The 24,434-nt window shown below is 65.7% G+C and carries 23 protein-coding genes; 11 read left to right on the plus strand and 12 right to left on the minus strand.

The window, feature by feature from the left end; translation table 11 throughout:
* The 6 genes from ACYVO7_RS23560 to ACYVO7_RS23585 are packed head-to-tail and all read left to right on the plus strand — an operon-like array spanning position 1 to position 5,125.
* Positions 1–648, plus strand: a complete 648-nt coding sequence (locus ACYVO7_RS23560) for an amino acid ABC transporter permease (protein WP_460452210.1) — start codon at positions 1–3, stop codon at positions 646–648.
* A complete protein-coding gene (locus ACYVO7_RS23565; RefSeq protein ID WP_460452211.1) occupies positions 635–1,366 on the plus strand; it encodes an amino acid ABC transporter ATP-binding protein in 732 nt (243 codons plus the stop codon). Before ACYVO7_RS23560 ends, ACYVO7_RS23565 begins: the two co-directional genes overlap by 14 nt.
* Positions 1,367–1,380: 14 nt before the next feature.
* Complete coding sequence (locus tag ACYVO7_RS23570; RefSeq protein WP_460452212.1) at positions 1,381–2,172, plus strand: transporter substrate-binding domain-containing protein; 792 nt, start codon at positions 1,381–1,383, stop codon at positions 2,170–2,172.
* Between the two features lie 3 nt (positions 2,173–2,175).
* Positions 2,176–3,051 (plus strand): SMP-30/gluconolactonase/LRE family protein, encoded by an 876-nt coding sequence (locus ACYVO7_RS23575; RefSeq protein ID WP_460452213.1) that lies wholly within the window; start codon positions 2,176–2,178, stop codon positions 3,049–3,051.
* Between the two features lie 8 nt (positions 3,052–3,059).
* A complete protein-coding gene (locus tag ACYVO7_RS23580; protein WP_460452214.1) occupies positions 3,060–4,145 on the plus strand; it encodes an Ldh family oxidoreductase in 1,086 nt (361 codons plus the stop codon).
* On the plus strand, positions 4,142–5,125 hold the full coding sequence (locus ACYVO7_RS23585) for an aldo/keto reductase (RefSeq protein ID WP_460452215.1): 984 nt from the start codon (positions 4,142–4,144) through the stop codon (positions 5,123–5,125). Before ACYVO7_RS23580 ends, ACYVO7_RS23585 begins: the two co-directional genes overlap by 4 nt.
* Positions 5,126–5,612: 487 nt before the next feature.
* Here ACYVO7_RS23585 and ACYVO7_RS23590 read toward each other — a convergent pair whose 3' ends face one another.
* The 3 genes from ACYVO7_RS23590 to ACYVO7_RS23600 are packed head-to-tail and all read right to left on the minus strand — an operon-like array spanning position 5,613 to position 8,349.
* A complete protein-coding gene (locus tag ACYVO7_RS23590) occupies positions 5,613–6,593 on the minus strand; it encodes an SMP-30/gluconolactonase/LRE family protein (RefSeq protein ID WP_460452216.1) in 981 nt (326 codons plus the stop codon).
* Entirely contained in the window at positions 6,593–7,291 is a 699-nt protein-coding gene (locus ACYVO7_RS23595; protein WP_460452217.1) for an RraA family protein, read from the minus strand. Before ACYVO7_RS23595 ends, ACYVO7_RS23590 begins: the two co-directional genes overlap by 1 nt.
* Entirely contained in the window at positions 7,288–8,349 is a 1,062-nt protein-coding gene (locus tag ACYVO7_RS23600; protein WP_460452218.1) for an Ldh family oxidoreductase, read from the minus strand. The genes ACYVO7_RS23595 and ACYVO7_RS23600 overlap by 4 nt, the downstream gene beginning before the upstream one ends.
* A gap of 252 nt (positions 8,350–8,601) precedes the next feature.
* On the opposite strand from ACYVO7_RS23600, the gene ACYVO7_RS23605 reads away from it, so the two are divergent.
* The 4 genes from ACYVO7_RS23605 to ACYVO7_RS23620 are packed head-to-tail and all read left to right on the plus strand — an operon-like array spanning position 8,602 to position 12,771.
* Positions 8,602–9,561 (plus strand): LysR family transcriptional regulator, encoded by a 960-nt coding sequence (locus ACYVO7_RS23605; protein ID WP_460452219.1) that lies wholly within the window; start codon positions 8,602–8,604, stop codon positions 9,559–9,561.
* Positions 9,562–9,573: 12 nt separating this feature from the next.
* Entirely contained in the window at positions 9,574–10,779 is a 1,206-nt protein-coding gene (locus ACYVO7_RS23610) for a CaiB/BaiF CoA transferase family protein (RefSeq protein WP_460452220.1), read from the plus strand.
* A 4-nt stretch (positions 10,780–10,783) separates the two neighbouring features.
* Positions 10,784–11,728: a hydroxymethylglutaryl-CoA lyase gene (locus ACYVO7_RS23615; RefSeq protein ID WP_460452231.1), complete on the plus strand. Its 945-nt coding sequence runs from the start codon at positions 10,784–10,786 to the stop codon at positions 11,726–11,728.
* Positions 11,728–12,771, plus strand: a complete 1,044-nt coding sequence (locus ACYVO7_RS23620) for a DUF4432 family protein (RefSeq protein WP_460452221.1) — start codon at positions 11,728–11,730, stop codon at positions 12,769–12,771. Before ACYVO7_RS23615 ends, ACYVO7_RS23620 begins: the two co-directional genes overlap by 1 nt.
* A gap of 12 nt (positions 12,772–12,783) precedes the next feature.
* On the opposite strand, the gene ACYVO7_RS23625 is transcribed toward ACYVO7_RS23620, so the two are convergent.
* The 9 genes from ACYVO7_RS23625 to ACYVO7_RS23665 form a co-directional block, all read right to left on the minus strand.
* Positions 12,784–14,073, minus strand: coding sequence for a TRAP transporter large permease (locus ACYVO7_RS23625; protein ID WP_460452222.1), 1,290 nt, complete (start codon positions 14,071–14,073; stop codon positions 12,784–12,786).
* The gene (locus ACYVO7_RS23630; RefSeq protein WP_460452223.1) at positions 14,070–14,639 is read right to left on the minus strand and encodes a TRAP transporter small permease; all 570 of its coding nucleotides are present in this window, start codon (positions 14,637–14,639) and stop codon (positions 14,070–14,072) included. Before ACYVO7_RS23630 ends, ACYVO7_RS23625 begins: the two co-directional genes overlap by 4 nt.
* Positions 14,640–14,660: 21 nt before the next feature.
* Positions 14,661–15,671 carry a TRAP transporter substrate-binding protein gene (locus ACYVO7_RS23635; RefSeq protein ID WP_460452224.1) on the minus strand — a complete coding sequence of 337 codons (1,011 nt, stop codon included), beginning with the start codon at positions 15,669–15,671 and terminating at the stop codon, positions 14,661–14,663.
* A gap of 47 nt (positions 15,672–15,718) precedes the next feature.
* A complete protein-coding gene (locus tag ACYVO7_RS23640) occupies positions 15,719–16,495 on the minus strand; it encodes an SDR family NAD(P)-dependent oxidoreductase (protein ID WP_460452225.1) in 777 nt (258 codons plus the stop codon).
* A gap of 10 nt (positions 16,496–16,505) precedes the next feature.
* The gene (locus ACYVO7_RS23645) at positions 16,506–17,189 is read right to left on the minus strand and encodes a GntR family transcriptional regulator (protein ID WP_460452226.1); all 684 of its coding nucleotides are present in this window, start codon (positions 17,187–17,189) and stop codon (positions 16,506–16,508) included.
* Between the two features lie 214 nt (positions 17,190–17,403).
* A complete protein-coding gene (locus ACYVO7_RS23650) occupies positions 17,404–18,510 on the minus strand; it encodes an isocitrate/isopropylmalate dehydrogenase family protein (RefSeq protein WP_460452232.1) in 1,107 nt (368 codons plus the stop codon).
* 979 nt (positions 18,511–19,489) lie between these two features.
* Positions 19,490–20,005, minus strand: a complete 516-nt coding sequence (locus ACYVO7_RS23655) for a DUF6538 domain-containing protein (RefSeq protein ID WP_460452227.1) — start codon at positions 20,003–20,005, stop codon at positions 19,490–19,492.
* 80 nt (positions 20,006–20,085) lie between these two features.
* Positions 20,086–21,495, minus strand: coding sequence for a type I glutamate--ammonia ligase (gene glnA, locus ACYVO7_RS23660; protein ID WP_460452228.1), 1,410 nt, complete (start codon positions 21,493–21,495; stop codon positions 20,086–20,088).
* Positions 21,496–21,687: 192 nt separating this feature from the next.
* On the minus strand, positions 21,688–22,026 hold the full coding sequence (locus ACYVO7_RS23665; RefSeq protein ID WP_460452229.1) for a P-II family nitrogen regulator: 339 nt from the start codon (positions 22,024–22,026) through the stop codon (positions 21,688–21,690).
* 243 nt (positions 22,027–22,269) lie between these two features.
* Here ACYVO7_RS23665 and ACYVO7_RS23670 point away from each other — a divergent pair, with 243 nt between their 5' ends.
* Complete coding sequence (locus ACYVO7_RS23670; RefSeq protein ID WP_460452230.1) at positions 22,270–23,766, plus strand: NAD(P)H-hydrate dehydratase; 1,497 nt, start codon at positions 22,270–22,272, stop codon at positions 23,764–23,766.
* Positions 23,767–24,434 lie beyond the last annotated feature (668 nt).

Raw genomic sequence — 24,434 nt, forward strand, 5'->3', positions numbered from 1 at the left:
ATGCGCGACTTTGGCTTCGTCGATGTTGGCCTGCTGCTTCAGGCTGCCCGCTGGACCGTCCTGCTCTCGCTGCTCGCGTTTGTCGGAGGGGGCATCCTGGGCGCTATAATTACGTTGGCGCGCATCTCTCGCTCGGCGACGCTGCGTAAACTTGCCGGCGGCTATATCCTGCTACTGCAGGGCACGCCGCTGCTGATGCAAATATTTCTCGCATACTTTGGACTGAGCCTGCTTGGCTACAACCTCCCGCCTGTGGCGGCCGCAACGCTGGCGTTTACAGCTTACTCCAGCGCCTTTTTTGCCGAGATTTGGCGTGGCACCATCGAAGCTATTCCGAAGCCGCAGTGGGAGGGCGCAGTTTCCATCGGTCTGACCCGCTTCGAGCAACTCTACCACGTGATCGTGCCTCAAGCCGCACGCATAGCCTTGGCCCCAACGGTCGGCTTCTCTGTCCAGATTGTCAAAAACACCTCACTCGCCGCTCTGATCGGTTTTACCGATTTGGCTCGGGCCTCACAGCTCATCAACAACGTGACCTTTGAGCCGTTCCAAGTCTTCGGCGTCGCGGCCGCAATCTATTTCGCACTTTGTTTCCCAATCTCACTGCTGGCTCGGTCACTCGAGCGGAGGCTTCATGTCGGTCGTTGATGTCAAATCGGTCAAGAAGAATTTCGGCTCGCTCGAAGTTCTGAAGGACGTCTCCTTCTCGGTTGAGCGCGGCCAAGTGGTCGTCCTGATTGGGCGAAGTGGATCTGGCAAGACCACGATGCTGCGCTGTCTCAACGGACTAGAACAAATTGATGGAGGTGACATTCTGATTGACGGATTCCGGGTCTCAGAGCGGGGCGCAAACCTGCGCCAACTTCGACAGGACGTGGGCATCGTCTTTCAGCACTACAACCTCTTCCCGCATCTTACGGTGGAGAGGAATATTACGCTGGCGCTCACCGTGGTGAAAAAGATGCAGCGTGCCGAGGCGCGGAAGATCGCCGAACGCGTGCTCGCCCAAGTAGGGCTGGCAGAGAAGATCGACGCCTATCCCGAGCAGTTGTCCGGCGGGCAGCAGCAACGTGTCGCAATCGCGCGGTGTCTGGCCGCCTCTCCCAAAGTCATGCTCTTCGACGAGGTGACATCCGCGCTTGACCCGGAGCTGAAGGAAGAGGTGCTCCAAGTCGTCGAGGAACTCGCGCGCAACGGCATGACAATGGTTCTTGTGACTCACGAGATGAACTTCGCCCGGCACGTTGCCGACAGGATCATCTTCATGCATCAGGGCCGCATCCATGAATGCGGCTCGCCCACGGAGCTCTTCGAAGCTCCAAAGACGCCGGAGATGCGTCAGTTCATCGCTGCAACCCGATCCTAAGGAGGGAGACCGTCATGACAATGAACAAATGCCTCGGAATCATCGCCGCTGTCGCGCTGACATGCGCCAGTGCGGCGCCCGCGATAGCGCAGTCGTCGCTGGATGCCATTGTCAAACGTGGCAAGATCCTCGTTGCCATCGACATGGGATCTTCGCCCTACGCGATGACAAACGCCCAGGGGCAACCGGAGGGCTCCGACGTCGAGGCTGCGCAACTCCTCGCCAAAGACCTCGGAGTCGAGCTCGAAATCGTGCCAACCACAGGGCAGGGCCGTATCCCGGTGCTGTTGAGTGGAAAAGCTGACCTGACGATGGCCACGTTCAGCATCACGCCCGAGCGGGCCAAGACGATCGCGTTCTCGAATCCCTACGGCGTAATCCGCTCTGTCGTCTTCGGCGCCAAGGGGGCCGCGATCAAGGACCCCAAGGATTTGGACGGCAAGAAAATCGGCGTAACGCGGGGCACGACGCAGGAGCCGCAACTCGTCGCGACGGCCCCGAAGGGAGCCGAAATCATCCGCTTCGACGATGACGCCACCAGCATCTCGGCTCTGGGCTCAGGACAGGTTGATGCGCTCGGCACCGCCGACAACCGCACCCTCGTGCTCGAAAAGCGCTTCCCCGGCAAATTTGAGGTCAAATACGAGCTCGGCCTCTTCTACTACTCGGTCGGCATGCGCCGAAACGAACCCGATCTCATGCAATGGGTCAACACCTGGGTCTTCGTGAACAACCACAACGGCAAGCTGGGCCAAATCTTCGAAAAGTGGATCGGTCAGAAGCTGCCCACGCTGCCTGCGTTCTGAGCCATGGCCGATCCCATCATCGAGTGCGTGCTCGAGCACCGCTGCCTTCTTGGCGAGTCGCCTGTGTGGGCCGCCAACGAGGGCGACCTCTACTGGGTCGACATCCATAAGCCTTCCATCCTCCGCTGGAATCCCTCCAGCAGCGCGGTGGAGCAATGGCCCATGCCGGAAAACATCGGGTCCATCGGGCTGTCGCCGGATGGCTTGGTGGCGGCGCTTCGGCTCGGTTTCGCGACCCTCACGCTGCCTGCTGCCGCCATCACGCGCGGCCCGAGCCCGATCGCGGGGCGCGCCGACCTTCGTTTCAACGACGGGCGGGTGGACCGACGGGGTCGCTTCTGGGCCGGAACCGTTAGCGAGAAAAGGGAGCCTGGCCTCGCGTCGCTTTATCGCTTCGACCGCCGCGGCGTCGTGGAAATGGCGACGGGGTTCACGGTTTCGAACGGCATCTGCTGGAGTCCTGACAATCGAGTGATGTACTTCGCCGACTCCTGGACGCGCACGATCTACGCCTATGATTTTGATATTGAAGACGGCGAGCTGGGAGAGCGGCGCGTGTTCGCCACCTTTAAGGAAAACGAAGGCATCCCCGACGGGGCCACCGTGGACATCGACGGCTGCTACTGGATCACGCATTTCGATGGCGGCCGGCTCAGCCGCTACACGCCCGACGGCCGTCTCGACAGGTCCATCACCATGCCCGTTCCGAGACCGACGAGCTGCGCCTTCGTGGGGCCTCGCTTGGATACGCTGTTGGTTACGTCCGCGTCATTCAACTTGTCCGCCGAACAGATCGCAGCCGCCCCACTGAGCGGCTGTATCTTCGCCATCAATGTGGGAACCCAAGGGCTCCCCGATCCTGTCTTTGCTGCTTCCTGAGGCCATCAATGTCTATTGCCGAAGAGACCCGCACCATCCCTGAGAAGGTGCTCAAGACGTACTGCACAAGTGTCCTCGAGAAGGTCGGCGTGCCCCCCGACGAGGCCTACGAAATCATCGATAACCTCGTCGAGGCGGACTTGCGGGGTGTTGAGTCGCACGGCGTCGTGCGCATGCCGATCTACGTGCAACGCCTGGCTGCCCAGGCAACCAATCCACGACCTTCCATCAAGATCGTCCACGAGACTCCCAGCACCGCTGTCGTGGACGGCGACAATGGCATGGGTCAGCTTGTCAGCATCCGTGCCATGCAGATCGCAATTGACAAGGCGAAGGCCAACGGGGTCTGCAGCTTCGTCTCAGTACGCAACAGCAATCACTTTGGTGCTGCCGCCGAATACGCCAAGATGGCATGTGCCCACGACATGATCGGCTTCGCGTTCACCATCGGCGGAATTAATCACATGGTTCCCTGGGGAGGAGCCGAAGCCATGCTGGGCAACAACCCGTTCGCAGTCGCGCTCCCGGCCGGCAACGGGCTCCCTGTGGTGCTCGACATGGCCTGCTCCGTTGCCGCGCGGGGCAAGATCATCGTTGCGGCCAAGGAGGGCGTGCCAATTCCGGCCGATTGGGCAGTGGGTCCTGATGGCCAGGCGACCACCGACGCCGTTCACGCGCTCAAAGGCTTTGTCCAGCCCGTTGGGGGCCCTAAAGGTTATGCGCTGACCCTCGTTATTGGGATGTTGAGCACAATGCTGTCCGGCGCGAATTTCGGCAGCGAAGTCACGCATATGTATGAGGACCTTGAGAGGCCCCAGAACATCGGCCATCTTTTCGGCGCCCTGCCCATCGCTCTTTTCGAGAACGTCGAGACTTACCACAGCCGTATGGAGAAGGCCGTCAGGGACATTCGCGGGGTGCGGCGCGCGCCCGGTGTCGCGCGCGTCTTCCTGCCCGGCGAGCGCGAAGAGATAAGCGCGGCTCGCTTTCGGAACGAGGGCATTCCGATCGGTCTAGGCGTACTCGCGGAACTCGACGAGATGGGGGCTACGTACGGCCTGAACCTGAGCAGCCAAATTGGGAGCGCGGCGTGACCGACCCGGGAGAGCGCGTTACCCTCGGAAGTCGCGATCTTGAAGTCTGCCGTTTAGGATTCGGCTCTGCTCCCCTCGGCGGCCTCTTGCGCGCCACAAGCGGGAACGACGCGGATGCAGCCGTGGCGGCAGCCCTGGCGGCAGGGATCTTCTATTTTGACACCGCGCCGCAATATGGCGGCGGCCTTGCCGAAGAGCGCCTAGGATCAGCACTGAAGGCAGTGGATCGAGCGAAGGTCGTTGTCTCGACCAAGGTGGGCAAGCTGGTGACGCGGGACGCATCAGCCGGCGCAGTGTCCGGGTTTCCCGGCGCCCCGCCCCACCGGATCAGCTACGATTATTGCTATGACGGGGTGATGCGTTCCCTCGACGCAAGCCTTGAGCGAACCGGCCTGAATGGGTTCGATATTGTTCTCGTCCACGACGTGAACCGGAAGTACCATGGGGACGACGTCATGGACCGGTTGGACGAGGCCCTTCGTGGCGCCTGCCTCGCGCTCGCGCGATTACGCGATCAGGGCGTCATTCGCGCATTCGGGCCCGCCTCGAACGAACTTGACGTGATGCAGCGCTTCGTCCAAGAGGCTGACATCGACTGCATCATGCTGCCTCAACGCTTCACGCTCCTGGATCGTTCGGCCGGCGCGGAGCTTCTCCCAACTTGCGATGCCCGGGGGGTGGGAGTCCTACTGGCGGCGCCATTCGACTCCGGCGTGCTGGCGACAGGTCTGGTCGAGGGCGCTACCTATAACTACCAGCCTGTAACGCCCGAGGTGGCGGTGAAAGTCGGTCTGATCGAACGACTCTGCAAGCGACATGCGGTGCCGCTGGCGGCCGCCGCGCTACAGTTCGGCTTCAGGCATCCTGCCGTATGCAGCGTCGTAACGGGCATGCGAAGCGCGGATGAGGTGTCGCGAAACACCGACCTAATGCGACATCCGATCTCCGAAGAGTTCTGGATCGAGATGGACCAGCTTTAGAATTAACTCCGGCCGACCCTCTCGGAACCGGCGCAGAGACTAGCGTGGGCTGCCGCGAGTGTACCGGGTCGCTCACCCCGGAGGCGCGCTTAGACGTGTCTTCATTTGTTGCCCGTGGATCGCACACCAATCACGGAAGGCCGAAGGTGAGGCAGTCGCGGACGGGCGACCGTCTGCGCGCCGTTTCAATCTGTCGTGGCGGACGGCACTGCCGTCCGCTTTCCACCCAAGGCGGATTCTCAACGCGCGCCAGGTGAAAGTCGGCATTGGGTCAACAGCCCGCATTCAAGGTACGATTCTGCCTCGCGCTAAGAGCGGTCGCGGTTTACTTCCGCTTCGCGCCAGGCGACTTTCGCATCGCCACTCTGGACCCAGATCCGACCTTAGCGCCATGCGCGGTTGGAAACTGCCTGGGGTTAAAGCTTACGCCAGCAACTTTTTACTGCGCCGCTTAGTCCCAGAGGCAAGGAATCGAAAACCCCGCTGATTACCGCCATCTCCAGTGCGGGGCCGGGTGCCCTGCGTGAGGAAGGGGCGCTTGCGGCAGGCGATCAGCCAGCAGCACGCCGAAGAGGCCGGTCCGCAGGTCGGGCCCGCAGAACGCGAGGCTCGACACATTCGCAAGGACCGCGGCCCGGGCGTTGTCAATTTGTCGCCGGTCGACCAACCCCGCCCCGTAGGCACGTTCGACCTCCTCGACGTGTTCGGGGTGATGCTCCTCAAGCATGACACTGACCGTTCCGTCCGGCGCGATCCGCAGGACCCGGTTGGCCACGATGGTCGTGACCCATGCTCCTCCTTCGGAATCGAAGGCCAAGCCGTCCGGAAATTCGCCAGGGCCGAACTGCGCGACGGTTTCGCGGCCGGATAGCGCGCTGTCCGGGCCGATGCGAAAACGGGTCAGTTCGCGCTTATAGGTCTCGTTGACGTACAGCCAGCGGCCTGAGGGATCGACTCGACACTCGTTGGCGAAGCAGAGGTCGTCCGCGACGATCCTGGCGCCCTTCTCGTCCATGACCACCAGAAAACCATCCTGGACGGAGCGCGTGAAGGCGCCCATGCGCGGCGTGTGGCGTGTGCTGACCGTGATCCAGGCGCGCCCTGGCTGATGGTCGAAGCCGACGAAATTCGTGGACGGCAGCGTCTCGCCATCCACCTCCCGGAGCACGGGCGTGAGACTACCCTTCCGATCCAGTCTAAAGAGGCCGCCCTCATGCATGCCCAGGTGGGCGACCAGGAACGAGCCGTCCCGATCCAAGGCGATGCCATTGGGATGCAGAGGCTCCGACAAGTCCAGGCTGGCGCCGTAATAAAGCCGGTGCTCGCCTCCTGGCAGCACATGGGAAACCCCTCCTCGACGGTCCGAGGCGAAGACGTCGCCGGCCGAGGTGGCGAGAACACACTCAGGCCGCGCGAAACGCGACCCGAACAACTCCACCTGACTCAGGGGTATGGCGGGGGACGGCATCACTCGACTCGCTTTCGGATGTGTCCAAACCGGTCGTGGACACGGAACGCTTCCCGCCGGTCGCCGCCGGATCGAAGCGCCGCCGTGATCCGCTCTTCGGCCGCTTTCAAGGGGCCGGATTCGTCCAGCACCGCCAGGGCTAGGCCAGCCGGGATCACCACGAGGCCATCCGGGTCGGCCGACAGGATGTCACCCGGCCCGACGGCCACCCGTCCGCCGCCCTGCGCAGGAAGCGAGATCCCGTCTCCGACCCTGTCTATGCGCCAGATTCCCTTGGCGCTGCGCGGAGTGACGAAGCGGGCGACACAGGGAAGGCCCATGTCGGCGAGTTCGTCCGCATCCCGAACGCCGCCATCGGTGACAAACCCCACCGCTCCCGCACGCTTGAACGCGAGGGCGACGAGGCCGCCGATGACCGCTCCGTGCCGGTGGTCGCCGGAGTCGATCACCACCACGGAACCAGGGCTGACCTGTCCATCCACGTCGAACATGCTGGCGGCGCTGGCGGGCTGCTCACCAGGCGCGATCGTTCGCCCGGTTGCGCAAACGGCCCGGCCGATGAAAGTCGAGCGGCCGAGGTTGAGCAACCGACTGCACACGACGCTGCGCTCAAGCCCCATTTCGAGCAGCACGTCCGCCACGACCCCGGTCGGCAGGCGGCCGAGGCCCTGCAAGACCTCGTCGGAAACGGTGGTCACGAGCGGCTCTCCCGAAGCGGATCATGTGCGTCGGAGACGCCCAGCTCCGTCGCCAGCGCGCGCAGGGACGCCAGCACCTTGGCCTCGAGGGGTATCCCTGTCTTGAGCCGCTCGGCGTGGCGCCGCTGTTCCGGCTCACCGGCGACGATGATCTCTTCCACGCCGGGCGCGCGCTCCGACGCCTTGATCATAGCGAGGTAGGCGGCCATGCGGGTCTCGAAGGCTTTGCGTGGCATGAAAGCTTCAGGGTCGAGGATCAGGGCGAAGTGGCCCAGCCCCTGGCATTCCTGGGGAGCGCCGTACAGTTCCTTGATCTCGGCGCCGAGCGGGCCGCCGGTCAACACCCCGGCCAGGATCTCGAGCGCCATGGTGATGCCGAAGCCCTTGTAGCCGCCAATAGGCAGGATCCAGCCGCCTTCGATGATCCTCCTGGGATCCACAGTGGGCTTGCCGTCCTCGTCCACCCCGACGCCGGGCGGCAGTTCGAGACCCTTTTCAGCCGCGTAAAGAATCTTCCCGCGCGCCATGACGCCCATGGCGACATCGAGAAGGAAAGGCTCGCGCCCGCTCGCCGGGGCGCCGACGGTCAAGGGTAGGGGGCCCGTCATCCGGGTCAGGCCACCCCAGACCGGCATGTTGGGCGCGCCGTTGCTGGTCAGGAGGGCGATAAGGCCGTCCTCGACGGGTTTGCGGGCGTAGTAGGCGCCCTCGCCGTAATGGTTGCTGTTGGTGACGGCGGACACGCCGACGCCGGTTTGCCGGGCCTTGGTCATTGCGATGTCAACCGCGCGCGTCATGGCGACAGCCCCAAGGCCCCGCTCGGCGTCGATCAGGACAGCGGACGCGGTTTCGCGCAGGACCTTGCCCTTTGCTCCCGGCCGAAACCCGCCGCCCCGGATTTTCTCCACGTAAACAGGCAGGCGCATGACTCCGTGCGAGTGCATGCCGCGTGCATCGGCGGTGGCGAGCGTGTCGGCCACGAGCGCCGCCTCGTCGGCCGGCACGTCCACGGCCCTGAGCAACCGCTCTGCGAAGTTCCGAAGGACGTCAAACTGCACCGTCTGTTCCGATGAGGACTGCATACTGGGCCGCCGCTCTTCCGTGTTGGGGGCCACGCTCGGCCGCGGTTTGTCCCAGCGTTTGACGCCAGGTGAGCCGCGTGCACTTTCTCCGGCGCTGGCGCGCAGACGCCAGCGGCAACAAACGAGACTATTCGGTCCGTCGGGGCCGCAGGAGTCTCGACTGGGAAAACCCCGCTTCGCCGCACGAGAACCAACGTGCGTGGGAGCGGCTGGAACGGATCAAGGGCGATGCGCCTCGACCTCACGACGCTGCGGATCTTTTTGTCGGTCTACAACCTGCGCAGCCTCACACGGGCGGCCGAGCGCGAGCACATCGCGCCTTCCGCCGTCAGCAAGCGAATTCACGACCTCGAGCTCGACCTCGAAACCCCGCTGTTCCGTCGCCATCCCCGCGGCGTGTCGCCGACGGAGGCTGGCGAGGCGCTGGTGCGGCACGTGCAGAAGTTATTCGAGAACGTCAACCGGATGGAAGCGGAGCTTGGCGAGTACGCCGCCGGCGTCCATGGACAGATTCGCATCCACGCCCATTCGTCGGCGGTGGTCCAGTATTTGCCCGGCGACATCAGCAGTTTCTTGCGCGAGCACCCGGGCGTCCGGATCGACCTGCGCGAGGAGAGCACCAATGCGGTGCTGCAGTCGGTGTCGGACGGCGTCGCTGACATCGGGGTCTATGGCGGTAATGTCGAGGCGCCGCCGGGGACGAGGGTCCTGCATTACCGGCGGGACAACCTCGTCGCGGTGCTGCCCCTCGGGCACGTGTTGGCGGGCCGGGACAGCCTGGCCTTTGCGGAGATGCATGGGGCGGATCACATCAGCCTGGAGACGGGCAGTTCCCTGCAGGTTCTCCTCGCAGATGCGGCGGAAGCCGCAGGGCTGAGCATTCCGGTGAAGATCGAGGTCACGACTTTCCAGGCCGCATGGCGCATGGTCGAAGCAGGCCTCGGCGTGGCTGTAATGCCGAAGGGCGTGGTCGCGTCCGCCGTGGAGAAGGGCAGGGTGGTTGCGGTGCCCCTGACCGACGACTGGGCCCACAGGCGGCTCTCCATCTGCGTCCGCGGCGGGCGGGACCTCGCCGCGCCGGCGCGGCGGATGCTTAAGCACTTGACCGCGGCGGCGAGCGAGCCTTCCCGCTCGGCGAACGATCCGCTGCCGAACCGCGAATGGAACGGCGCGGCCGCGCCACGCTAGTGTGTCAGAGACATGAGCAACATTCCCCTTCGCGCCGGCGTCGACGGTCCCCTCCGTTCCCTGAGAGTCCTCGAACTCGGCCACTTCATCGCCGCGCCGTTCTGCACGCGCCTGTTGGCTGACCAGGGCGCCGACGTCATTAAGGTTGAGCCGCCGGGCGGCGACCCCGCCCGCGACTGGGGCAAGAAGGTCGACGGCCAGTCCGTGATGTGGTCCATGCACAACCGAAACAAGCGGTGCGTGACACTGGACCTGAAGGATCCCGCCGAGCGCACCAAGATCGAGGCACTCATCGACTGGGCCGACGTGCTCGTCGAGAATTTCCGTCCCGGCCAGTTGGAACGGTGGGGCCTCGGCGTCGAGACCCTGCATGCCTGGAACCCTCGGCTGATCATCGCCCGGATCTCCGGCTACGGCCAGGACGGTCCCTATCGCGACAGGGCGTCCTTCGGCGCCGTGGGCGAAGCCTTCGGCGGCGTGCGCCACCTCACGGGCTACCCGGAGGGCGTGACGGAGTTGCCCCCCGTCCGAACGGGCGTTTCGTTCGGGGACGACGTCGCGGCCCTGTACGCCGCAATGGGGATCCTGGCCGCCGTTCACGAGCGCGACGTGCTCGGCACAGGCAAAGGCCGCGTGATCGACATCGCGCTCTACGAAGGCGTATTCAGCCTGCTGGAGGGCGCGCTTCCCGAATACGCGTCCTGCGGGATCGTGCGACAGCCCTCCGGCTCCGCCATGCCCACCTCCGTGCCGTCTGACACCTACAGGGCGCGTGACGGCTGGCTTGTAATCGCAGGCAATTCGGACGCCATCTACCGGCGCCTCTGCGTGATCGTCGGGCGGCCCGACATGGCCGAGGACCCCCGGCTTTCGACGAATGCGGGGCGCCTCGCCCACCGGGCGGAGGTCGACGCGGCGATCGCGGCGTGGGTGGAGACGATGGAGGCCGCGGAAGCCGAGCGGATCCTGAACGAGAACTCCGTACCCGCCACGCGCGCATTCACGATCGCGGACTGCGTGCAGGATCCACACTACAAAGCGCGTGGCATGGTGGTGGACTTGCACGATCCCCTGATCGGGGCAACCCGGCACGCCGGGATCGTGCCCCGGTTCGACGGATCGGGGGCCACTGGCCGCATCGCCTGGCCCGGCCCTGCGCTCGGCCAGCACAATGACGAGGTGTTCGAAGAACTCCTCCCGCCCCCACAGCAGAGGTGAAAAAATGACGTGCTTATCTGACCGTGCGGTCGAAATCGTCGATGTCACAGCGCGCGATGGACTGCAGAACATCCCGGTATTCGTGCCCACGGCCACCAAGATCGAGCTGATTCGCAAGGTGCTCGCGGCGGGCGTGAAGCGCCTGGAGATCGGCTCCTTCGTGAGCCCGAAGCACGTTCCGCAGATGGCCGACATGGAAGCGGTCGTCAGCGGGCTGGGACGCCGCGACGGCGTGCGGGGCATGGCGCTCGTCCCCAATTCCAAAGGCGCGGAGCGGGCGCTCGCGGCCGGGATCACGGACCTCATCTTCGTGATCTCGATGACCGACGCACACAATATGAGCAACGTGCGGCGGCCGACCTCGGCATCGATCGACGATCTGGCCAGTTTGGTCGCCGAGCGGGATCCGGAAGGCCGCTTGCGCATCCGAGTGGGGATTGCCACCGCCTTTCATTGTCCCTTCGAGGGCGATGTCGGCCAAAGCCTGGTGATGGAGAACATGGCCCGGATCGTCGCGATCCGCCCGGGCCTGGAACTGGCCCTGAGCGACACGACGGGAATGGCGCTGCCGCCCCATGTGGCCGCGCTTTCAAGCGCGGCGCTTTCCGAGTTCGGGGAGCGCGCGACATTCGTATTCCACGGGCACGACACCGCGGGCTTCGGCGTCGCCAATGTGCTCGCCGCCTTCGAGGCCGGGATCACGTCCTTCGACGGCGCGGTTGGCGGGCTGGGCGGTTGCCCGTTCGCGCCGGGCGCGACAGGCAACATCGCCACGGAGGACCTAGTCTATCTCTTCGAACGCATGGGCGTCCCGACGGGGATCGACCTCGGACGCCTTCTCGAGGCCGCCGATCTCGCGGCCAGCCTGCCGGCGGCCCAGGCCGGGGGCCACGTCCGCGGGCTTCCGCGGGGCCGGCTGCTGGCTGGCCGGTCCGCCTGCGCGGCGTGATGACCTCGTATTATCGCCCCCAGCGAAACTGGGGCGCACGGCTGCACCATGTCCAGCAGCATGGGCTCGACATGCTGGTGCTGGAGAACGAACTGCTGCGCGTTACCCTGGCCGTGGGACGCGGGGCCGATGTCGTAGAGTTTCTCTACAAGCCCCGCGACATGGATTTCGTTTGGCTGTCGGCCAACGGCGTGCGCCATCCCGCCCTGCGGGCGGTTGCTCCCCCAGATCCGAGGATGGCCTTCTACGACGCTTATCCGGGCGGGTGGCAGGAGGTATTCCCGGTGGGTGGCGCCCCCTCCGGCGGACCGGGCCTCCCGTTCGGCAGCCATGGCATGCACGGTGAGGTTTGGCATCGGCCTTGGGACTGGCTGATCCTGGAGGACACGGCCCGGTGCGTCGCCGTCCGACTGACCGTCAGAGCCGAAACGCTGCCATATACGCTGGTTCGCGAGGTTTGGCTCGAAAGCAGATCGCCTGCGCTCGAATTCGAGGAGACGGCCACCAACGAGAGTGGGACAGACCTGCCCCTGGTCTGGGGCCATCACATCACCTTTGGGCGCCCGTTCCTCGGGCCCGGCGCCACGATCGAAATGCCGGCTGGCGTTGAAGTGGTCACCGGAGACATCAGCCGCACCCACTGCGAGCGGCGTCTCGCAGAAGGTCGCGTCTTCCCCTGGAGCGAGGCCGTGGACGGGGCGGGCCAGCGCGTCGACCTCGGCGTCCTGCCGCCGGCCGGCGCGCCCAGCGAGATGGTCTACCTGCGCGGTTTCCGGGAAGGGGGCTACACGGTGCGCAATGGCGACCTAGGCCTGCACGTCGGCTGGGAGGCAGCTGTGATGCCCTTTGTGTGGTTCTGGCAGGAGTTCGGCGCGGCTCGCGACTATCCGTGGTTCGGGCGGCACTACAACATCGGCCTCGAACCCTTTACGAGCATGCCTCGGGAAGGCCTGGCCGCGGCTGTCGAGAACGGGACGGCCCAGCGCCTGCGGGGAGGCGAGAGCCGCCGCTTCTCCATGCAGGCGCGGGTTGTCGAAGGCTGACTTCGCTCCTGGTCATCGCCCCTGGAGCATGTGCGGCACGAAGAGCACCAAGTCGGGCACATAAGTCACGAGCAGCAGCACCGCCACCTCCAGCAGCAGGAAGGGCAGGATCGCCTTGCTCATCTGCTCCAGCGAGAGCTTGGCGACTCCTCCCGCGACGTAGAGCGACAGACCCACGGGCGGAGTGATGGTCCCGATCATCAGGTTGATGGTCATCATCACCCCAAAGAAGATCGGGTCTATCCCGAACTGCTGCACGAGCGGCATGAACACCGGGGTAAAGATGATGATCGCCGACCCGCCGTCGATGAAGCAGCCGACCACCAGCAGCAGTAGATTGATCACGAGGAGGACGACCGCTTGGCTGGTGAAGGTGTGGCTGAAAAAGCTGGCCACCGACTGCGGGATCTGGTTCATCGCCAGGATGAAGCCAACCAAGTTGGCGACCCCGACGATGATCAGCACCATCGCGGTAGACACCCCCGCGCGATACAGGATCTCCGGCAGTTGGCGCGGATGCAGCTCCCGGTAGCCGAACATACCGACCAGCAGGGCGTACACCGCGGCCACGACGGCCGCTTCGGTCGCCGTAAAGACGCCGCTCAGGATCCCGCCTACGATGATGAAGGGCATGATAAGCGCGCCGGAGGCCGCAAAGAAGGCGGCGCCAAGCTCTTTGAGCGTCGGCAGCCGCTCGTCCCGCGGATAGTTGTGCTTGCGGGCCAATAAGTAGACGACGGCCATGAGACCGATGGCCATGAGGACGCCCGGCACGATGCCGCCGAGGAACAGCGATCCGATCGATACGCCCGCGATCGATCCATAAAGCACCATCGGGATGGAGGGCGGGATGATGGGACCGATCACGCCGGAGGCTGCGATGACGCTGGCGGAAAACCCCGCGTCGAACCCGCGCCGCTTCATGATGGGGATCAGGGTCGAGCTGATCGCGGCCGTATCCGCCACCGCCGAGCCGGAGATTCCGGCGAAGAACGTGGAGGCGACTACCGCGACGTGCCCCAGGCCACCTGTGATCCAGCCGACGAGACAGTTGGAGAACCGCACCAGCCGGGCGGAGATACCGCCTGTCTCCATGAGCGCGCCGGCCAGCACGAAGAATGGGATCGCCATGATCGGAAACGAGTCCATCCCGGCGAAGACCCGCTGGACGACCAGTTCAGGCACCAGATAGCCGGTCATGGCGAGCACGGCCAAGGCGCCCAGGGCGAGCGCGAATGCGATCGGCACGCCGATCAGCATGGTGGCCATGAAGACGCCGAAGAGAAGAGCGGTCGCGGTCATTGGGTCAACGCCACGTCGCCATGAGCAACGTGCTCCGGATCGGAAACGCGGGGACGGCCTTGCACGATGTCGACTGCCATGGCGCAAAGCGTCCAGAGCAGCATCAGGAGCGAGGATCCGGGGATGACGAGGTAGACCCATCCCATGGGGATCTGGGTGGCGGGCGCGAGCTGCGACCACTCGGCCTCGCTCAGTTTGAAGCCGCCGACCACGAAGAAATAAAGGCAGATCAGCACGCCGACGTATTGGAGCGCCCGGAAGACGGCCCACAGCGGCGTCGGGAGCATGTCCACGAACATCGATACGCGGATGTGCTCGTCGCGGCGGATCAGGATGGCCGCCCCGATGAAGGACAGCCACACGAACGCGAAGCGCGCCACTTCCTCGGACCAGCTCAGAGAAAAGTTGAAGAAATAGCGTGCCATGACCTGCGCGAAGACCACGCAGGTCATCGTCGCCATCATGACGATGATCAGCCAGCGCACGGCGCTGGTCAGAACGGAATTCAGCTTTACGAGAAGGTCTGTCACAGGACCACCCAACACCAGGGAGAGGGCCGGGGACACTCACGTATCCCCAGCCGCGGTTCAGGCCTTCGTGGACTCGATGAGCTCGATCCACTGCTTGGCCTTCGGGCCGAACTCCTTCACGGCCTCGTCCCGCAGCGGCAGGACCGCCGTCCTGAAGGCGGCGCGGTCGGCGTCGTTCACTTGGGCGCCGGCCTTCTTCATGACCTCGAGGAGCCGCCCGTCGTCGGCGCGAACGGCGGAACGCTGCACGTCCTGGGACTCCTTGACGGCGTCGGCTACGATCTTCTGGTGCTCGGGCGACAGCCGCCCGAACAGTTTGTTGCTGTACAGCACCATGTGGGTCAGATGCAGGTGCCCGGTCAGCGAGATGAACTTGTTCACCTCGTAGATCTTGGAGCTGTAGATGTTAGAGACCGGGTTTTCCTGGCCGTCAACGACGTGCTGCTGAACCGCGGTGTAGACTTCCGAGAAGGGCATCGCGACCGGGTTCGCGCCCATGAGCCGCAGCGTGTTCAGGTGGTACTTGGCCTGCGGCGTGCGAATCTTGAGGCCGTTGAGGTCAGCCGGCGTGACGATCGGCTTTGAGCTGTTGGTCACGTGCCGCATGCCGGCCTCATAAAAGCCGAGCAACTTGACGCCGTGCTTTTCGACGAGGCCGCGGATCTCCCCGCCGAAGGGGCCGTCGAACACGGCGTACGAATGGGCGCTGTCGCGGAACAGGTAGCCGCTTTCAACCACGTTCAGAATGGGCTCATAGGAGCCGAAGAAGCCCACGGTGACCCACGTCATCTCCTGCACGCCGAGGCGCAGGTTTTCGATCATAGTGCGCTGGTCGCCGATCTGGCTGTCCGTGAAGACCTGAACCTCAAGCTCGCCGTTGCTGCGCTGCTCGACGATCTCCTTGATCTTGCGAGCGCCAATGTTTTCGGGGTGATCGCCGGAGACGGTCGTGCCGATGCGGATAACCGTCTTCGCCTGGGCGGACCGGGGCAGGGCCATCGTGGCCCCCGCGGCGGCGGCGCCCGCGAGCACGTGACGGCGATTCAGGTTGAACTTGCTGGCGTCCATTGCGCTTCCTCTCAGTTTTTTCGTTGATGTCTGCGTGATCGGCGGGGTCACATCCGCGGCGTGCCTTCCGCCACGTAGCCGCCATCCACGTAAAGGATTGCGCCCGTGACGTAGGGGGTCAGGCCCGAGGCTAGAAAAGCCACCGCACGGCCGATGTCTTCCGGCTCACCGATCCGGCCCACCGGCACTCGTTTCAGTGTCGCCTGCTGCAGCGCTACGTCCTCAGGCTTCGTGCTCTTGTAAAGCGGCAGGTTGATTTCCGTGCTGATTGTCCCGGGCGCGACCGCGTTCACGGTGACGCCGTGCGGGGCAAGCTCGACGGCCAACTGCTTGGTGAACATGTCGATAGCCGCCTTGCTGGCGCAGTAGGAGCCCATGCCCGCCTTGGCCACGCGTCCGTGGATGGAGGAGGTGTTGATGATCCGCCCGAAGCCGCGCTTCACCATCGCTGGCGCAAAGGCCCGGGAGCAGTTGAAGCAGCCATACAGATTCGTCTTCAGGACGCGGTCCCAGTCCTCGAAGCTGTCTTCCAGGATCGGCTTGCGGGACAGCGTGCCGGCGTTGTTGACCAGGATGTCCACCGCCCCCAGACGCTCGGTGATCCTCAAGGCCACGGCCTGGACGTCCGCGGCATCGGAGACGTCCGCCTGGAACGCCGCGGCTTTCGGCAGGGCCGCAGCCAGCTGCTCCGCACGGTCGATATTGTCACGGTCGACGATGGCGATGGTCGCGCCTTCGGCCGCGAGCGCTTCGACGATGCCGCGGCCGATGCCACGGGCGCCGCCGGTCACCACCGCCACTGTGTTGTGTAGGTTCAGATCCACGCGAAGGTCCTCATAGCTGGCCGGCATTCTTGCGAAGGATGCCGATCATCACCTCGCCGCCGCGGCGGCGATGAATTCGCTGCAACTCACGGGCCCCTTCCGCGTCGCCCCGGCGAAGCGCGTCAACGATCAGGCGGTGCTCCAGGGTGGACACCACCGGCGGGGGGCGTTGGTGGATCATGGTCATCCGCACGCGGTGGGCCTGGTCCGACACGCTGGCGATCATGGCGGCGAGCCGGGCGTTGCCGGACAGAGCGACAATGGCGCGATGGAAATCCTCGTCCGCCCGCGCCCAGGCGAGCCGGTCGTCGTTCTCCAGCGCCCGCTCCATGATGGCCGCGGGCTCCTCGAGCAGCTGCAGGTCCGTATCCGCAAGGGCGCGCCGGGCGGCCAGCTCCGCCGCCTCCGCCTCCAGGGCGGTGATGATCTGGTAGATCTCGGTCATATCGGCGGCCGAGATCGGCAGGACCTGCACGCCATGACGGGGCCTGAGGGTGACAAGGCCCTGCGCCTCCAGTTGGACGAGCGCTTCCCGCACGGGGGTCCTGCTCATTCCGAGCTCCAGCGCGATTTCGGCCTCGAGGACGGTGAAGTTGGCGCGCCACTCATTTTCCAGAATGCGCCGCCGCATCTCCTGGAGAGCCTGCTCCACAAGGGAAAGACGCCTGGGGGGGCGCGCTTTGAGCGTTGTCATGGCCGCGCTCTCATGCCGAGTACCGCACTTGTACCGCCGGTCTGGCTCACCGTCCCGCTCTCCTACCGCTCGCCGCGGCTCTCTGGCCCCGGGCGGCGCCTCAAGACTATGAGAGCTTGAGGCCGAGCTGCAGTCGCGGTTCGGTAAGTCGGCCTTCGCGGTTCGCGATGGCCGGCGCTGACTCGGTCTGGCAGGGTGCGCGCGGCCACCGCCCTCAGGACTCCAGCGGCAGCGTTTCGAGCTGCGCCGCCACACGGTCGACGATCGCCTGGGTGCCGGAGTCGCCGCCGAGCTCGAAGGGCCTGAGATCGCCAGGCATGAACGACGCGTCCACGGCGCGCTGCAGCAGGTCGGCAGCGGCCAGGCAGGTCGGGAGCTGCCGCGTCTCACCCAGCCACTCCAGCATCATCGCGGCGGAGAGGATCATGGCGGTCGGGTTCGCTTTGCCGCTCCCCACGATGTCCGGCGCAGTGCCATGGCACGGCTGGAACATGCCGTGCGAAAGCCCGATGTCGGCTGAAGGCGCCATCCCCATGCCCCCCATGAGGGCCGCGCCTGCGTCGGACAGGATGTCGCCGAACTGGTTCTCTGTGACGATCACGTCGAAGATCCAGGGCCGCCGGATCAGGTCCAGGGCGGTGGCGTCCACATTGAATGCGCGCGCTTCCACGTCGGGGAAGGCCGCCGCCCGCTCGAAGAAGATCTGGCGCATAAACGCGAAGGCGCGGAACACGCCGGACTTGTCGACGCAGGTGACCGTGCCCGCGCTGCCCTTTGCCTTGCGGCGCCGGCCGAGGTTGAAAGCGAAGTCGAACAGACGCTCGGAGCCGGCGCGAGTGATCTGCCAGGTCTCGCGCGCATAATCATGCGTGACTTCGCCATTGCCGCGGGAGGTGAACAGGCCTTCGGTCGATTCCCGAATCAGAACGAAGTCCAGTTGTTTGGCCCTCGGGTCGGAGAGGGGGCTCGGCGCGCCTGGAATGCTGCGAACGGGCCGGACGCCTGCGAACAGCTCGAGCCTGAATCGCAGGTCCAGTTGCGGGGCGATCTCGATGCCATCCGGCCGGCGCACGTCTGGCAGGCCCATGGCTCCGAACAAGATGGCGTCCGCGGCCGCCGCCTTCTCGAAGACCTCCTCCGACATGGGCGTGCCCGTGCGGCGGTAGCATTCCGCGCCGGCGTCCAACTCCTCGTAACTGAACTTAGGTCCACCCACCCGTTCCAGTGCCCGGTCCAACAGCGCGATCGCCGGTTTCATCACCTCGGGGCCGATACCGTCACCCGGCATCACCGCAACCGATATGGAGTTTTTAGGGCTGATGCTCAACATCACTCATTGTCACCAAATTCGAACCAGGGGCAGAACGTATACATTAATGCCGGACGGTCAACCGCCCTACAAAGATAGTTCTCCCAGCTGGATGGTTGCGCATGCGTTGTGCCTCCATTCGCGACGGGGACGGGCGCAGCTACGAGCGTCCGCCGGGTCGTTTGTCCGGTCGGCCGAAGCTGGGAGGGCGGGAGCCGCCGCATCGGACAACTTCAGCTACGCCGCGCACTTGCACACCAGCGGCGGGGCAAAGCCGACGCAGTATAGACATTGATTGTTCAGCCAGTGGACGCGATGGGATGTCTGCTTAGGGCCGTTCGCGCTGCCCTGCGCACATAGGACGATGTGCAAACCGACGTGCGTCAGCTCATTTGGTCAGCTCCCTAAACGGCGGGAACCTCAACATCGTTACTGTGTAACGGCCATTCTCACCCAGATGACGCCCGAACACATCGCTCTCACGAGGGCCAAGAAACCGATGGACGCTTCGTCAAGGTCGAAGAGTTCGCAGGCACCATTGAATGGGCCGCATGCCCAGACTGGCTTCACGACGGCTCCATGTTCGACATATCCGGCGGCCCGGGCGGATTACTGAGCATTGCCATGACAACTCCATTGCGCATCGGAATCATCGGATTTGGCTACATAGGCCGGCGGTACGCAGACTCGATCGGCGGCCGGCCGGACTGCATACTTGCCGGCGTGGCGGACCCGTCGGAGCAGGCACGGTCAGACTGGGAAGCCCGTTTAGTGTCTGGGCGGCCGACCATCGCGAGCTTCTTGACGGGGTCAACGCCGCGGTGATCGCAACGCCGAACCACCTCAACCTCCCGTCGGCCCTGGACTGTTTCGGGCGCCGCTTGCCGGTGCTGGTCGAGAAGCTCGCCGAAACTGCTGAGGCGGCGCCTATCAGGCTTGGCGATTGGGGGGAATGTAGGTTTAGCCCAGACCGAACCCGGTATTGATCTCACTAGACAAGGTCTTGCCGGAGGCTGGACACCAAAGCGTCATTTGAGGCCAGTTGGGCTGTCAGACGCACTGGATTTGGCGCGTCATCGCCCCTTACGACGTCTGCGAGTGAGCCGCGCCCGTGAGCAGCCGCAAATGCCTCAAAAGGGGACGGCCCGGCCGTGTCAGGGTCGCCGCCGAGGATGACGCGCTCGGTTTCGACGTGTTGTATTTCGGCCGCAATGGCGTCGAGTTCGGTGAGGGCGGCCAGCTGCGCAGAATCGGGCTGCGGTCGAGCCAGACGGCGCCGCGTCGAGTCGATTGTGTGATCGTCTTCGACGGCCCATGCCCGGGCGATTCGCGCGGCCTGGTTCCTCACCGCAGTCTTCGTGGAACGCTTCCACTTGCTGCGGCCCAGGGCCGAACGGAGGTCTCTGGGTACGTCCCTGACGTAGTACCAGTTTTCCGAACGCGGGAGCTTTTGCAGGTAATCGGACTTGGTTGATCGCATGTGGAACAGAGCCCTCTGTGGCGCCATTCCGAACCACGTTCCGAACCACTTGTCGAGCCTCAAACCCCATGACAGCAGGGGTTTGAGGCTCAGCCTAGCGGAATCCGTCAGTACGAGTAGTACATCGAGAACTCGACCGGGTGGGGCGTCATCTCGAACTTCATGACGTCCTGCATCTTCAGCTCGATATAGCTGTCGATGAAGTCGTCGTTGAACACGGCGCCGGCCTTCAGGAAGGCGCGGTCGCGGTCGAGATTGGCCAGCGCCTCGCGCAGCGAGCCGCAGACGGTCGGGATCTTCTTCAGCTCGCGCGGGGGCAGGTCGTAGAGATCCTTGTCCATCGCCTGGCCGGGATCGATCTTGTTGGCGATGCCGTCGAGGCCCGCCATCAGCATCGCCGCGAAGGCGAGGTAGGGGTTGGCCATCGGGTCGGGGAAGCGCACCTCGACGCGCTTGGCCTTCGGCGAAGACGTGTAGGGGATGCGGCACGAGGCGGAGCGGTTGCGGGCCGAATAGGCCAGCAGCACGGGCGCCTCATAGCCCGGGACCAGGCGCTTGTAGGAGTTGGTCGACGGGTTGGTGAAGGCGTTCAGCGCCTTGGCGTGCTTGATGATGCCGCCGATATAGTACAGGCACTCCTGCGACAGGTCGGCGTATTTGTTGCCCGCGAACAGCGGCTTGCCGCCCTTCCAGATCGACTGGTGCACATGCATGCCCGAGCCGTTGTCGCCATAGATGGGCTTGGGCATGAAGGTGGCCGTCTTGCCGTAGCTCTGGGCGACGTTGTGGATGCAGTACTTGTAGATCTGCATCTGGTCGGCCATCAGTGTCAGCGTGTCAAACTTCATGCCGAGCTCGTGCTGCGCCGACGCCACCTCATGGTGGTGCTTCTCGACCTTGACGCCCATGGCCGCCATGGCCGCCAGCATCTCGCCGCGCATGTCCTGGGCGCTGTCCTGCGGGGGCACCGGGAAATAGCCGCCCTTGGTGGCGATGCGGTGGCCGAGGTTGCCGCCCTCATACTCGGTGTCGCCGTTGGTCGGCAGCTCGATGGAGTCGAGCTTGAACCCCGTATTGTAGGGGTCCGACTGGAAGCGCACGTCGTCGAACACGAAGAACTCGGCCTCGGGGCCGACGAAGATCGTGTCGCCGACGCCGGTGGACTGGAGATAGGCCTCGGCCTTCTTGGCGATGCCGCGCGGGTCGCGCGGATAGGGCTCGCCCGTGGTCGGCTCCAGCACGTCGCACACGATCGACATCGTCGAGGCGGCGAAGAAGGGGTCCATCTGGGCGGTGGCCGGGTCCGGCATGAGGGTCATGTCGGACTCGTTGATCGCCTTCCAGCCGGCGATCGAGGAGCCGTCGAACATGGTGCCTTCGGCGAAGATGTCCTCATCGACCATCGACACGTCGAAGGTCACGTGCTGCCACTTGCCGCGCGGGTCGGTGAAACGGAAGTCGACGTATTTCACGTCGTTGTCCTTGATCGCCTTCAGGACATCCTTGGCGGTCTTCATGAGTCATTTCCTCTTCAGAGCGTTTGGATTGCTTGTGTCGGACGGGTTTGCAGGTGAACTCGGCGTTTGAACTCGGGCCGCAGGCTGGACGGGCGCCCGGGGCCGGACGCGGGGTCCGATCCGGTCTGGGCGGCCATGAGGCATGGCGGCGTGGGCGACGGCGGCGCGCGGAGCTCCGCCGACAGGGGGACGTCAGATCGCGTCCAGGCCGGTCTCGCCGGTCCGGATGCGAATGGCTTCCTCCACGGGGCATACAAAGATCTTGCCATCCCCGATCCGCCCGGTCTGGGCGGCCTTGCGGATGGCGTCGACGGCGCGCTCGACCATCTCGTCCGGGAGCACGATCTCGATTTTGACCTTGGGAAGGAAGTCGACCACGTATTCGGCGCCGCGATACAGTTCCGTGTGGCCCTTCTGGCGGCCGAAGCCCTTCGCCTCGGTGACCGTGATGCCCTGCAGGCCGACCTCCTGGAGAGCCTCCTTCACGTCGTCCAACTTGAACGGCTTGATGATCGCTTCGATCTTCTTCATCGGTGACCCGGATCCTCGGCTGGTGGCGTCGACGGCCCTTCGGGAAGCACGACCCGGCTCTTAGCAGAAACCGTGCCTCGTGCGCCACCTTCACTTGGCGGAACGCCGCGCCGGGCTCGGCTGCGCGGGAAGGCGGATGGGGTCTGGCGCGATGTCCGGGAGGCTCTGCTCTCGATCGGGGCAGAATGCCTCAAAAACAGGCAACATCGTCACGGGACGATGCTGATCAGGGGAGACTAGGCGATGGACGAGGTCTTGACCACCGCGCAGATGCACGAGGCCGACAGGCTGGCCATCGCCGCGGGCGTCCCGGGTCCGGCCCTGATGGACAAGGCCGGGGCGGCGGTGGCCGACGCGGTCTGCCGCCGCTTCGGCGCGGGGGCGAGGGCGCTCGTCCTGTGCGGACCGGGAAACAATGGCGGCGACGGCTTCGTGGCCGCGCGCATCCTCGCCGCCCGGGGGTTCCGGGTTGAGGTCGCGCTGCTGGGCGACAGGGCCGCGCTGCGGGGCGACGCCGCCGGCGCGGCGAACCGCTGGACGGGTCCGGCCGCGCCGCTGTCGTCGGCGGATCCGGCCGCCGCGGACGTCGTGGTCGACGCGCTGTTCGGCGCGGGCCTCTCCCGCGACCTCGACGGCGAGGCCCTTGCGGCCGTGGAGCGGGTCAACGCCTCGGGCCGGCCGGTGGTGGCGGTCGACGTGCCGTCGGGCCTCGACGGCGACTCCGGCCGCCAGCGCGGCGCCGCGATCCGGGCCTCCGAGACGGTGACCTTCTTCCGGCTCAAGCCCGGGCATCTCCTCTATCCGGGGCGGCGGCTGTGCGGCCCGGTCCGGCTGGCCGACATCGGGATTCCGGCCGGCGTCCTCGACGCGATCCGGCCCAGGGTTCGGCGCAACGGCCCCGACCTGTTCCGGGCCGCCTTCCCGGGTCCCGACAAGGAGGGGCACAAATATGGCCGCGGCCATGCGGTCGTGGCGTCGGGCGGCCTGGAGTCGACGGGGGCGGCGCGCCTCGCCGCCCGCGCGGCGCTGCGGGTCGGCGCCGGCCTGGTCACGGTGGCGTCCCCCGGCGAGGCCATGGCCGCGCACGCGCCGGCGCTCGACGCCGTGATGCTGCGCCGGGCCGACGGGCCGGAGGGACTCGCCGCGCTGCTGGCCGACCGGCGGCGCAACGCGCTCGTGCTGGGCCCGGCGCTCGGCGTGGGCGACGCGACCCGCCTGGCGACGCGCGCCGGCCTGGCGGCGGGCTGCCGCGCGGTCCTCGACGCCGACGCGCTCACGAGCTTCGCCGGCGACGCCGGCGCCCTGGCGTCGCTGATCGCCGCGACCCCTGGCCGGGACGTCGTCGTCACGCCCCATGCGGGGGAGTTCGCGAGGCTGTTCAAGGGAGTGGCGAGCGTCCTTGATTCGCCGTCCAAGCTCGCCGCCGCCGTCGCGGCGGCCGAGATGCTGGGCGCGGTCGTGATCCTGAAGGGCCCTGACACCGTCATCGCCGCGCCGGACGGCCGCGCCGCCATCAACGCCAACGGCGCGCCCTGGCTGGCCACGGCCGGCTCGGGCGACGTCCTGGCCGGAATGACCGTCGGCCTCCTCGCCCAGTCCGTGGCCGCCTTCGAGGCCGCCTGCGCCGCCGTCTGGCTCCACGCCGAAGCCGGCGCGTCCGTCGGCCCCGGCCTCATCGCCGAGGACCTCCCCGAAGCGCTGCCGCGCATCCTCGCCGCCTATTTCCAACCCGCCCGCTAGCGCCTCCCTTCTGGCCCCCAGCGGCGCTTCTCAATGGTTCAGCCCCATCACGCCCCTCATCCTGAGGATTAACCACCCCGTCATCCCCGGCGCGCCGCAGGCGCGGGAAGGGGATCCAGGAAGGCCGGGCCAAGAGCGCCCCTCGCCACCCCTCCTGGATCCCCTTCCCGGCGCTCCGCGCCGCCGGGAATGGCGGCGGCGGGCGGGAGAGGAGAACGCCGTCACCCTGCTTCCCGGCCCACCACCCCCTCGTCCTTCGAGACGCATCGCCAAGGGGCGATGCTCCTTAGGATGAGGGGGAGCGAGCGCAAAGCCAGGCCCGTCATCCCCGACGCGCCGCCGGGAACGGCGCTTGACAAACGGAAAAAAATCCTACAACTCTTGTGACGCTCTGGTCCACGGAGGGGCGTCTGCAGCGTGAGGACGTGGACCAGGGGCGGCGGTCGCCGAAGGCCGGGCTCACCACCCGGTTCGAGGCGGCGGACGGAAGACAAGGTCCGACCAGCGAAGCGCGAAGGGGCTGAAAGGGCCCCGGGATCTTCCTTCCATCCTCCAACGTCGCGCGCGGAGCGGCGGGGCCTGGCGGCCTCCCGGCTTCCACTCTACCCACCGCACTCGCCTTGGGGCCCCCAGCTACGCCGCTCCGCGCCGCCCTCCCCCTCCGGGCC

The sequence above is a fragment of the Alsobacter sp. SYSU BS001988 genome (genome assembly GCF_054796215.1).